The sequence below is a fragment of the Rhizobium centroccidentale genome, assembly GCF_030182565.1.
Taxonomy (GTDB): domain Bacteria; phylum Pseudomonadota; class Alphaproteobacteria; order Rhizobiales; family Rhizobiaceae; genus Rhizobium.
Genome location: NZ_JAQJCG010000026.1, coordinates 18,785 through 30,788 on the forward strand (window position 1 = coordinate 18,785; position 12,004 = coordinate 30,788).

General features: G+C 57.7%; 9 protein-coding genes. 3 read left to right on the forward strand and 6 right to left on the reverse strand.

What is annotated here, in order from left to right; translation table 11 throughout:
- Positions 1 to 172 precede the first annotated feature (172 nt).
- Positions 173 to 3,199, forward strand: a complete 3,027-nt coding sequence (locus PH562_RS25940; RefSeq protein WP_285176597.1) for an alpha-mannosidase — start codon at positions 173 to 175, stop codon at positions 3,197 to 3,199.
- Positions 3,200 to 3,253: 54 nt separating this feature from the next.
- Here the strand turns inward: PH562_RS25940 and PH562_RS25945 are convergent, their stop codons facing one another.
- The 3 genes from PH562_RS25945 to PH562_RS25955 form a co-directional block, all read right to left on the reverse strand.
- Entirely contained in the window at positions 3,254 to 4,276 is a 1,023-nt protein-coding gene (locus PH562_RS25945; protein ID WP_285176598.1) for an ABC transporter permease, read from the reverse strand.
- Positions 4,260 to 5,786, reverse strand: a complete 1,527-nt coding sequence (locus PH562_RS25950) for a sugar ABC transporter ATP-binding protein (protein ID WP_483315380.1) — start codon at positions 5,784 to 5,786, stop codon at positions 4,260 to 4,262. Before PH562_RS25950 ends, PH562_RS25945 begins: the two co-directional genes overlap by 17 nt.
- A 161-nt stretch (positions 5,787 to 5,947) precedes the next feature.
- Positions 5,948 to 6,934, reverse strand: a complete 987-nt coding sequence (locus PH562_RS25955) for a sugar ABC transporter substrate-binding protein (protein WP_285176600.1) — start codon at positions 6,932 to 6,934, stop codon at positions 5,948 to 5,950.
- Between the two features lie 324 nt (positions 6,935 to 7,258).
- Here PH562_RS25955 and PH562_RS25960 point away from each other — a divergent pair, with 324 nt between their 5' ends.
- Positions 7,259 to 8,269 carry a LacI family DNA-binding transcriptional regulator gene (locus PH562_RS25960; protein WP_285176601.1) on the forward strand — a complete coding sequence of 337 codons (1,011 nt, stop codon included), beginning with the start codon at positions 7,259 to 7,261 and terminating at the stop codon, positions 8,267 to 8,269.
- A 153-nt stretch (positions 8,270 to 8,422) separates the two neighbouring features.
- Here PH562_RS25960 and PH562_RS25965 read toward each other — a convergent pair whose 3' ends face one another.
- Entirely contained in the window at positions 8,423 to 9,553 is a 1,131-nt protein-coding gene (locus tag PH562_RS25965; RefSeq protein WP_285176602.1) for a helix-turn-helix domain-containing protein, read from the reverse strand.
- A gap of 510 nt (positions 9,554 to 10,063) precedes the next feature.
- Here PH562_RS25965 and PH562_RS25970 point away from each other — a divergent pair.
- Positions 10,064 to 10,384, forward strand: coding sequence for a hypothetical protein (locus tag PH562_RS25970; protein ID WP_113228966.1), 321 nt, complete (start codon positions 10,064 to 10,066; stop codon positions 10,382 to 10,384).
- A gap of 130 nt (positions 10,385 to 10,514) precedes the next feature.
- On the opposite strand, the gene PH562_RS25975 is transcribed toward PH562_RS25970, so the two are convergent.
- Both PH562_RS25975 and PH562_RS25980 read right to left on the reverse strand, forming a co-directional pair.
- Positions 10,515 to 11,012, reverse strand: coding sequence for a DUF995 domain-containing protein (locus PH562_RS25975; protein ID WP_113228967.1), 498 nt, complete (start codon positions 11,010 to 11,012; stop codon positions 10,515 to 10,517).
- Between the two features lie 30 nt (positions 11,013 to 11,042).
- Positions 11,043 to 11,990: a glycoside hydrolase family 26 protein gene (locus PH562_RS25980; protein ID WP_113228968.1), complete on the reverse strand. Its 948-nt coding sequence runs from the start codon at positions 11,988 to 11,990 to the stop codon at positions 11,043 to 11,045.
- Positions 11,991 to 12,004: the final 14 nt, after the last annotated feature.

Genomic DNA, 12,004 nt, shown 5'->3' on the forward strand with positions numbered 1-12,004 from the left:
CAAAAACTCTCGCAACTTATTTCTGTACGCCTTGACGCCAAAACAAAGTTACTTAATCTAAATCTGGGCTATGCGATCCGCTGGGAGGAGAGGGGCGCGGGGCCGGCGACCAACTTGCGCTGATATGTTCTCTCCTCCGCCGTCAGTTGCCGATTTTCCGATAGGACCCGCTATGTCTCTCACTATTGCCCAACGCCTTGATCGCCTGAAAGTCCGCACTACGGAGCTTGCGCATTGGCGCGACAGGCAAAGTCTCGCGATCGACGGCTGGACCTTCGATGGAGAGCCAATAGCGCATCATCAGGATTGGCCGCATCGTAATGGGACGGTTCGCTTCGCTGCCAAGGCAACGGCGCCGCAGGACTGGCCGCTCGAGCAAATCCGCCTTCAACTCGACCTTGGTGGCGAGAGTCTTCTGACGCTGCGTTATCCTGATGGTGAAACGGAGACCTTCGGTCTCGACCCCTATCACCAGGAATTTCCAACTAAGGGTCGCGACTTCCAGATTGCGACCGAGAGTGTTGCGCGTTTTCCCTTCGGCGAGCCCAATAGGGCACCGAAGCTGAACAGGGCGCGCTTGATCTGGCTGGATGAGCCAGTCCACCGGCTGCATCTCCTGCTGCAGCAGATCGGCGAAGCGGCCGATATTCTCGACGGCCATGAAGCCGTGCCGCATCTGATCGATGCGGCCGAACGGGCGCTGCGCAGCCTCGATTGGCCATCGGACACATCAGCCTATATTTCGCGCACGGCCAGCGCGGCGATGCAGCAGAAGATCTGGGAACTGCCGGAGCTTCAGGACAGTCCGGCCGGTCTCAGCGAAGCACAGAGTGCCTCGGCGGCTGCTGCCTATGATGAATTGCTTGCACAACTGAAAGAGCTTCAAAAGCGCTTCCCACAAAATGGTGAACTGCTGCTGACCGGCCATGCCCATATCGACCTGGCCTGGCTTTGGCCATATGGCGAGACGCGCCGTAAGATGCGCCGCACCTTCAACACCGCGCTTTCGCTGATGGAACGCTCCGACGATTTCCGCTTCAACCAATCGACCGCCCAATACTATGCGCAGATTGAGGAAGACGATCCGGAACTGCTCGAGCGGATCAAGAAGAAGGTTGCCGAAGGAAAATGGGAAACCGTCGGCGGCATGTGGGTCGAGCCTGATACAAACATGCCGACAGGCGAGAGCCTCGCGCGTCAGGTTCTCTATGGCCAGCGCTATTTCGAAAAGCATTTCGGCCTGCGTCATAGCGTCTGCTGGCTGCCCGACTGCTTCGGCTTTTCAGGTGCCCTGCCGCAGATCCTGCAGCTTGGAGGCATCGACAGCTTCTTCACGATCAAGGTGAACTGGAGCGAAAGCAATCACATTCCGTCCGACCTGTTCTGGTGGAAGGGGCTCGATGGCAGCAAGGTGTTGACCCATACGTTCGACAACCCCATGCAAGGTTACAACGGCTTCGTGCAGCCGGATTGCTTCGTGCCGACCTGGAAGAATTTTCGCGGAAAGACGCAGCATGACACTTCGCTGCTGGCCGTCGGCTATGGCGACGGCGGCGGCGGCGTCACGCCGGAAATGGTCGAGCGCGAAGTGCAATTACGCGACTTTCCGGCTATCCCGAAGGCGCGCTGGGGTACCGTAAAAGGCTTTTACGAAAAGGCGCACCGCACCGCGGCGCAAAAGGAGCTGCCGGTCTGGGATGGCGAAATCTACCTCGAACTACACCGTGCGACGCTGACGTCGCAAAGCGGGGTCAAGCGCAAGCACCGCCAGGCCGAACGCGCCCTGATAACGGCGGAGACACTTGCCTCGCTCGCCCATATGCTGGGCGCTGACAAACCTCAAAGTCTCGAGGCGGATTGGCGCGTCGTCCTGAAGAACGAGTTTCACGATATCCTGCCGGGATCGAGTATCCGCGAGGTCTACGCCGATGCCGAACGGGAACTTGACGGCGTGATCGGCAATGCCAGGGCGGAGCAGGCAAGTGCTCTGAAGACGTTATGGGCCCATCTTCCGGCAGGCGCGGTCGTGGATGCGCTTGTTATCGTCAACCCCTCACTTTCGCCGCGCCCGCTCACCGCAACCCTGTCGGATGGAACCGTCCTCGCTTCGGCCGATTCCGTCGCGCCTCTTTCCGTCGCGGTTTTCGATCGTAAATCACTGAAGCCCGCCGGTGGGCTCAAGGCCGATACCCATCATCTCGAGAACGAGCATTTGTCTGTCGTCATCGGCAAGGATGGAGCTGTATCAAGCCTTGTTCACAAGGCGACCGGACGAGAAGCGATTGAAGGAAGTGCCAACCAGCTCTGGGTCTATCCTGCCGACAAGCCGCGCAACTGGGATGCCTGGGACGTGGATGCTGATTATGCCGAGAAAGGCATTCACCTGGATCAGCCCGAGAGCATCACTTTGGTCGAGGAGGGACCGCATCGCGCCGCGATCCGTGTCATCAATCGATACCGCAACTCGACCGTGACCCAGCTCTATGTTCTGACCGCCAATGCCCGCAGGCTTGATATCGAAACGACCATCGACTGGCATGATCGGCGAACGCTGCTCAGAACCCTCAATCCGGTCGCCGTGCGGTCGCGCACAGCGACTTTCGAATGCGCTTTCGGCATTGTTGAGCGGCAGACGCATACCAACACCTCCTGGGAGCAGGCGATGTTCGAGGCGGCGGCGCATCGGTTCGTGGATCTCAGCGAACCCGGCTTCGGTGTCGCGCTGCTCAACAATGCCAAATACGGCCACAGCGCCCGCGGCAATGTCATCGGCATGAGCCTCGTGCGCTCGCCGATCTATCCCGATCCGCTGGCCGATGAAGGCGAGCAGAGCTTTACCTATGCGCTGATGCCGCATGAGGATGCCTGGTATGACGGCGGCGTTTTATCGGAGGCGATCGATCTCAATCAGCCGCTGGTCAGCATGGAGGCAAGCGGTCTTGCGGCCGGCACCTTATCGCCGCTTGGCGTCGAAGGCACACCAGTCGCCTTCTCGGGTTTGAAGCCGGCCGAAGAGGGCGAGGGGCTCATCCTGCGGCTTTACGAACCGGCCGGCCGGCGCGGCCGTCTGTCGCTGACCCTGCCGTCGGGATGGCAGGTATCGGGGCCGCTGAACATCCTCGAAGAACCGATCGAGCGCAGCGGACCCGCCGACATCATGCCGTTTGAGATCCGGACCTGGAAGTTGCACCGCGCCTGACGGCAGAGTTCGGTTTTGATGGACTGCACAGCCTTGCTCCGAAGAGCCGCTTCGTCAGCGGCTCTCCAATATCCGCATCAGCCGGCCGCGATAGCTGTCGAGAATGACGGCCAGCACGATGACGGCGCCGATAACGATCGGCTTGATGTTGTCGTCGGCGCCCAGCAGCTGCAGCCCCGTGGACAGCACCTGTAGAATGCAGGCGCCGACCAGCGTTCCGATGATCGATCCCTTGCCGCCTGAAAGGCTGGTTCCGCCGATGATGACGGCCGCGATCGCATTCAATTCATAGCCGATGCCGGCAACCGGGCTGCCGACATTGAGGCGGAGCAGGTAGACCATGGCGGCAATGCCGGCAGTCAGTCCGGAAATAGTGAAGACCGCGATCTTGTATCGCTTCGGCTCATGGCCCGATAGGCGGACGGCCTCTTCATTCGTCCCGATCGCAAAGACGAAACGTCCGAACACCGTATAGCGCAGCACGAACCAGCCGATGAGGACGACGACAATCGCGATCAGGAAGATCGATGGAAGGACGCCCCAGAAAATCAGATTGCCGAAATCGACGAAAGGCTGCGGCAGGCCAGTGATGGTGGAGTTGTCACTGACGACGCGGGCAAGGCCGCTTGCGACGTTGAGCATGCCGAGCGTGACGATGAAGGATGGAAGTTTCCACTTCTCGCAGATCCATCCGTTGATGGCACCCAGGATCGCGCCGGCCCCCATCGAGGCGAGCGATGCAAGGGCGATCGCCTGCCAGGGAGAAAACCGCGGGTCGATCATGATCGTCGCGCCGATGACGGTGCAAAGCGCCAGCAGCGATCCGACGGAAAGATCGATGCCGCCCGTGAGGATGACGAAGGTCATGCCGGCGGCAAGCACGGTGTTGATGGCGATCTGCACGAAGATCTTCAGGAAATTCTCCGGCGTCGCGAAATAGGGCGCCGTCAGCGAGAAGAAGATCAAAATCAGGACGAGGGCAATGGCGACACCGGCCTCTTTCATCGAGATCCGGATGAGCTTGTCCCAGACGCTGGGCTCCTTCGCCTCGGCCGTCTTTTCAATGTTGCCGGACACGACTGTACTCCTTGTAAGCGAGTGAGAGGATCCTGCTCTCGTCAAAGTGCTCCCGGGCTATTTCCCCGGCTATCTTGCCGTCCGAGAAAACGATGATGCGGTGGCAAATGCTCATGAGCTCCGGCAGGTCCGAAGACACGACCAGAACGCCTTTTCCCTCGGCGGCAAATTTCCACAGAAGCTCGTAGATTTCCGCCTTGGCACCAACATCGATGCCGCGGGTCGGCTCGTCGAAGATCAGCACCTTGGGGCCGCGAAACAGCCATTTGGCAATGACGACTTTCTGCTGATTGCCGCCCGAAAATGTCCTGACAGCTTGATGGATGGATGGTGTCTTTATCCGCAATTCACGCACGAGACGCTGCGAGGAATCGTCCTCCGCCTGGCGTAAGATCAATCCGTTGCGGGAGACCTTGGCGAGATTGGTGATGGTGGTGTTTTGCGCACAGCTCATATCGAGCATGAGACCTTGAATCTTGCGGTCTTCGGTCGCCAGACACAGCCCGGCGGTAACCGCATCCTTGGGCGAAGCAATCTCGATCGGTTCGCCATCTATGCGGATTTCGCCTGCAGCCTTGGCATCGGCGCCGAATATGGCCCGAACAGCCTCGGTGCGGCCGCTGCCCACAAGGCCGGCAATGCCGACGATCTCTCCCTTGGCGACGGAAAATGACAGCTCCGGGCTGTGGCTCGTCACTTTGAGGCCGGAGACACCAAGCGCCTCGCCGGAGATGGTGCTGTCGCCCCGGAAGGCGTCGTGCTGCGCAAGTTCGCGCCCGACCATGAGTTCGACGATTTTCGGAATTCCGAGCCCTTCGAGCGGCCGCGTAATCACATGCTGCCCATCGCGCAGGATGGTCACGTCATCGCCCACTTCGAAGATCTCTTCGAGCCTGTGCGATATGTAAAGCGTGGTGACGCCCCGCGCCTTCAGCCGCTTCAGAATCTCAAAGAGGCGATCAACCTCCTTGGAGGTCAAAGTCGCCGTCGGTTCATCGAGGACCAGAAGCTTGCTTTCGTTGGACAGCGCCTTGGCGATCTCTAGCAGTTGAAGCTGGGCGACGCTCAAGCTGCTGGCAAGCGTCGTCGGCGCCACGTGGAGGCCGACCTCGGCTAGTAGTTCCGCCGCTCTGGTGTTCATTTGCTTGTAGTTCACCAGGCCGTATCGGCGCGGCAGATGCTCAAAAAGCAGGTTTTCGGCAACGGTGAGATTGGAAAGTGGGTGCAGTTCCTGGTGAATGACGCGGATGCCCGCCTTGAACGCCTCGAGCGGAGAGGATGGATGATAGGCTTTGCCGTCAAACAGGATGCGACCATCATCAGGCTTGAAGACGCCGCCAAGCAGATTGATCAGGGTCGATTTGCCGGCACCGTTTTCACCAAGAAGAATGTGCCCCTTGCCGCGGCCGATCTCTATCGAGACATCCTTTAAAGCCACGACGCCCGGGAAGCGTTTGCCTATTCCTTCCAGCTTCAGGATGGCGTCATCTAAAGTCTCTGGCACGTCCACCTCATCAGCGTTTCCATTTTGAATTGGAGATGATGATCTTCCTTGCGTCGCCTTCCGCTGGGTCTAACGCCTCACGCTGAATGCCGACCAGAAGATCGATCGAAAAGCGGATGCGCCGGCAAATGCCGACGCATCCTTTGCCCGCAGCGCGGGTTTATCGACTATTTGAGGTCCTTAGCGGTGACGAGCGTCACGTCCGTCTTGACCCAGCCGGTGAATTTCTCGCCGGCATATTCGCGAAGGCCATACTTGATGCCCATGGCGGCCATTTCCGCGCCGTACTGTTCGACGGTTGCCAGCATCTTGCCATCCTTGAGCAACGGCTTGACGGACGGAATATTGTCGAAGCCGACAACCTTGATCTTGCCTGCCTGGCCGGATGCATCAAGCGCCTTGACCACGCCGAGCGCCATGGAGTCGTTGGCGGCCATGACGCCCTGAATATCCTTGTACTTGGTCAGGAAATTCGTCATCACGGTGTTGGCTTCTTCCGTCTCCCAATGCGCGGTTTTGCTGTCGAGAAGCTCCAGCTTGCCGTTCTTGATGGAGTCCATGAAGCCCGCCTTGCGCTCCTTGGCGTTGTCGGCCTCGGGATTGCCTTCCAGGATCACGACCTTTGCGCCGGGACCCAGATCCTTGGCGAGCGCATCGCCGGCAAGCTTGGCGCCGGCCGTGTTGTCCGGCCCGAAGAAGGCGAGATCGATACCGGCGGCCTTCTTGGCGTCGGCATCGAGCGGCACGTCGATGTTGATGACTTTCACGCCAGCCTTCACCGCCTTTGCGAGCGGCGTGGCCATGGCCTTGGAATCGGCCGGCGCGACGACGATGATGTCGTATTTCTGCGTCACGAAGTTCTCGACGGCATCGACCTGGGCTGCGAAGTCGCGTTCGTCCTTCATGCCGACGGCCTTGAAGTCGAACTTGTCCTTGTTTTCGGCCGCATATTTGTCGGCGCCGGCCTTCATCTGTTTGAAGAACTCATTGGACAGAGACTTCATGATCAGCCCGACCTTCGGCTTGCTCGCGGCAAAGGCAGGCGATATGCCGCAGGACAGCGCGAGCACCAGGGTGCCGGCAAGCCCCAGTTTCAGCGCCGCACGCCGCTTCGCGTTGATCAAGACGGATTCACGCTTTGTAGAATTGGTCATTTCTTTCCTCCCGAACGGTCCTGGGCTCAGCTCCACCTGAGTTGTCTGCGACAATGAACCGTTTCCACGTATATTGGGTAGCATGTCATCAAGAATTGTCAAGGCGCCGAGTTTGCGCTGAAAAGCAGCGAAAATTGTAACTTTACCAGTTCCGGAAGATAGGTATGATGAACCGTTTCCATCAGGGGCGGCGTTGTTCTCGTAATGGAGGATCGGCTTGACATGAAGCCTTTGACTGAGGCGGGAGAGACCATTAGCTGAGAGCTCGGATCAGGCGCCTCCAAGGTGTCTCGGAAGGTGAGATGAAGGGATATTGGTTCCGTTATGGCGAAGGTTGGAATTCGAGACGTTGCCAAGCTGGCGGGGGTTTCCACCGGGACCGTCTCAAGGGTTTTGAATGACCACCCTTCCGTGACGGATGAATTGAGGGCACGGGTCAGAAGCATCATCGAAGAGCTCGGTTATACGCCCGATCCTTCTGCCAGAAGCATGCGCAGCAAGGTCAGCCGTCTCATCGGCATCATCATTCCCGATCTCACCAATCCCTTCTTCTCGGAACTCGTCCAATCCGCGGAACAAGCGGCGGCGAGACATGGCTATAACATCATCGTCATGACCTCTTTCGACCATGCGGCCAAGGAGGCGGATCGGATCGGCCAACTGACAAGTCGGAAGGTGGATGGCATCATCCTTGTTCCGAGCAACGATTTCCATGCGCTCAAGCTGCCGAAGGGCCTGCCAATCGTCATCGTCGACCGCCTCCTGCCGGGATATTCCGGCATCGCTGCCGATCATCGCAGCGGCGTGTGTCTCGGTGTCGAGCATCTCGTGAAGCTTGGCCATCGTCGCATCGGTTTCATTTCGGGTCCCAAGGACTCCGTTCCTGCCAACGATCGACTCAAGGGTTATCTGGATGCAATGGAGCTGGTCGGCGACGGCAGGCAGAATTCAGCGCCGCCGCTGATCGCAGAAGCGGCGTTCGATTATGAAAGCGGACGATCTGCCGGAAACTATCTTCTCGCGCGTGCCCGCCACGAGCGCCCAACCGCCATATTCGCAAGTTCCGATCAGCAGGCGATCGGCTGCATGCGTGCAGCACATGATTTGGGGATCCCAATCCCGGCTGCCCTTTCCATCGTTGGCTTTGATGGTATTCCGCTCGCAAGCATGACAACGCCACGCCTGACCACCGTAAAGCAGCCGATTCAGGAAATAGCAGCAGCGGCGGTTGCTGTTTTGTTGAGCAAGCAGGATGCCCCAGCTCTCGGCAAGCCACTCCTGCTGGCGTGCGAGATTTCTGAGGGAGAAACAACGTCTTCACCGCAGCCGGATTAAAAGGTGGTGATGTCGGTGACTTTAGATGGCATCACATCTGAATATTGAAGAACTACATGCATGTCTTTATCCGCATGTATTACCCATGAGATATATCTTCAGCAGTCTCTGAACTGTATCGGAATTGCCCCGCCGCCGCATTGTTTGTACCCGTCAAATGCCGAGCGTATTAAGCCAGTCGCTGAAGCTGGATGTCTTCGAAGCCCGCGGAATATGCTCTACTTTGCATTCTCCGGTATGTCTGCGGACCTCGCTTGGGCTATAGCCGAATTCATGTGTGAAGGCCCGGCTGAAGTTAGCTGCCGATTCGAAGCCGAGATTGCTAGCAATATCTGCAATTTTCTGACCATTGCTCAGGTCGGCAAGTGCTGCGCGTGCGGCAAGAAGTCGTCTTCTGCGTACGTAGTTCAACACGCCACCCGATGCCTGGAACAATTCGTACAGCCTGGTTCGGGAAATTGCCAATTCACGGCTCAACGCTTCCGGAGTCAGCTCCGCTGATCCGAGATTGCTCTGGATAAAGCGGCGAGCTTTCGTCATCAGTCCGATCTCAGAACTGCGATCGCCGGCCGTATGGCCGTCCAACAGCGGCGTGACGCTATGAAATATCATCTCTTGCAGCTGGTTGCGTACGCTGTGCAGATCGTCCCTTGTCAAACGATTGAGGTTCGCTTCGAGAAAAGCGATGTAGTCAGCCAGCAGCTTGACGCGTGCTCCCCCCAGGACGATGTTGTTGCTTGCTCCAGGTAGTCCGCCGTGATCGGCAAACAAATCGCAAGGCAGAATGAGGGCAACGGATTGCGCGCTTATGGTGCGGCCGTAAAACGGGCAGCCAAGTGCCCGGATTTCCATCATGCCGGGTTCGTTTTCGACCACATGCCCATTGACGCTGGTCCATGTTTTGCCCGTGCGCAGGAAGGTGATTTGCCAATGATCTATGGCGCTGAAGCGTACCTTCTCCGGTGAGCGTTCATAGCTGAAGGCTGGTGTTTGTTGCTGGATGAGAAGCGCGCCTTCGAGATTCCAGATGGTTTGAGTTGCCGCGAAGCCATCTCCAGCCAGGCCGCTTTCGGGAAGATAAGCGTCTATCAGCGGCGCCATGTGCTTCTGCCAAGCCGGGAATTGCTGGTTGGGAGCCTCATTGAATGTGGAAAACGGCAGTGACACCAGCTCTGGCAGATCTGTGGTCTTGCCGCAAATCGGAGCTTCGGAAATGCGGGGCCACCGCCGCCTTTCGACAAAAGCCGGCTGTCCGGCGGCAATCTCGGTCTTGTTCCACATCATCGTGGTGAACTTTCGACAAAACATGCCAAATCGGCTGGTAGTCGTCGCGGTATCCTTGCCGCAGGCGGATGAAGGGGGCAGGCGCCTATGGTGGCGAGTGATGTGCGTCCAAAACGGGCCGTGCGCGGGTAGTACGGGCTTCGTCCGGCTACGATCTTTCCCAATCGTCGCAAAACAGCCTGAATTTCAGTCCATCCGGGCGTCCGCCGGTTGGCGGACGGACGTAAAGAGAGAGATCGTTTCATGTCTTGAGCAAAGAGTTCTGCCCCGCGGTGCGCCTTGGCCGGCAAACCAAAGAAGTCTGTGGATGTCTGAGCCAAGGCTCTGTGCATTAACCGAATGTCGCGCCAAATTATCACTATCGCAGGCAGCATTGTTGCAGGTCCCCCGCCCGAAGGCTGTAAGGGGAAATTAAGCAGATTTCATTAATATTTTCAAGATATTTATAGAAGTCGCTTAAATATTTTCCGCTGAAATACACGTAGCAAACTTGTCAAGGAGAGTAAACTTATGGGTTTTTGGAAGAACTCTTGCAATCTATCCGACGGTAATCGAAAAATTGGTGTCTCTTTATCGGTAGTGCTTGCAATTGCATCTTCGGCAATCATGCATGAAAATGCAAATGCTGCCGAAAATGCGCATATGAAAACTAAGACTGTGCAATTGTACATGAAGAAGTATCAAAAGAACAATGTCGTCTTCTACAGTGGAAGCTCTCTCGCCAAGACGACTTCGGTTTCCGCCGAGGATTACTTCAAGGGTTCTCCCTATATCTGCACACCAAGTGGATTTGGAAGAACGTCGCATTGCTACAATCGCAGCGCATTTTGAGTTGAGCCGACCGATGTCGCGCAGTATGCGCGGCAAAGAATAGGGGCATTTCCCGGATGGCGGTTGGACGAACAGGTGAGACGCATGCCGCCCGCTATCCAAGTAAAAGCCCCTATGTGAGTATTCAACTTCAACCGGGCAGATGTCTGCGAACATAGTCGCCCGGCCGCAGTTTCAGAACTTCGTCATCATGTTTGATCGGATTATGACGGAACACATACCATTTTCCGCCTGATGCTCGTTTCTGATAGATGATCCCGGCCTTCTTGCGATGCAGGAAGCAGGACACGTTGGGTGCGGCACTTTTCTTGCTGTACCAGACGGCGCTCATGCAGAGGCGCCCGCGATCGGTCGCATACCACATGCCCCTTGCGTAGGATTTTTGAGCGCCCGTATGCGACCAAGCCGTAAAACGACGGTGATGACGCGAGAAGAAGCCGGCCCCGTCCTTCCATATCCAGGAGCGTCCCGCGTAGAGTTTTTTCAGCTCCCTGGCGCTCATCGGCATGGCTTGATGTGCCGCACGCGCCGTCATTCGATCGATTTGATGCTGTGTCGCCGCGTTCGCGGTGCCGGTCAGCAGCATCGCGAACATGGCACTCAGGATGATGAAACGGAACCAAGACATGTGTTTCTCCTCAACCTTTCATCATCGCGGTCAATTCAAGAGGGGCGGCGTGGCAACGCGCCAATCCGGCCTGCCCAGCCCGTCCGGCCAGGGGTAGACTTCACGGTCGTTGAAGTAGACCACCGCTTGCAGGTCCGGGAATTCGGAATGCGGCTTGTTGGCTTCCTCGGCCCATGCGTGAACATAGGCTTCGTTGCCTTGGTAGCCCAATTCCGCAATCACGATCGGCTTCTTGAAGCGTTTCACTCGGTCATAACCGGGTTTGGTCGCTTCCACGAAGGTCGAATCCCGCCCGAGCTTACGCAGATCGAACGGCTGGTAACCAAAGACCGACAATCCGACGACGTCGACGAATGAGTCGCCGGGATAGTACGCTTCGAGCCCCTCCTTACCCATCGGCGACCACATGTACTTTGCCGTGGGAAGGCTCTTGCGGCAGACGTTGATCGCGTGCCTATAGGCTTTTACATAGTCGTCCGCCTTCCAGTAGGCCCAAGTGAACTGCCCGTTCTTCTCGTCCATTTCATGAGCCCAGCGAATGGTGACGGGCGCTTTGAGCTTGGCGGCCGCGGAGCAGATCGCCGTCATGTTGGAATCGTAGTGACCCGCCAGAATTCCACTAAGGAGATCGGTTGGCGTGACCCGCCAGTTCCGGGCCCATGACCAGGGCTCGATCGTGATCAGCAGCGAGCGCCCGCGCTTGCGGGCATAATCGTCTGCCGTGCCCAGCGTCGACAGATCGACATCTTCCCAGGGCAGGAAGAGGTGCTCGATCTTCGGACTAGGGTCATTGGAAAAGTCCCCATTGGGATCATAGGCACCCCCCGGCAGCGATTGGGGTGTGATGATCGGCCTCTTGTCGTTGAAGAGCGGCCGGGTCTCGGCCCTTGCGTCCAGGCCGTTGCTGGCGACATATACGCCCCCGCACAGGGCGCCGGCCGCAAGCAGGGCCGTCGTTAGTTTTGATAGGGTTTTCATAGCATTGCCTCCTT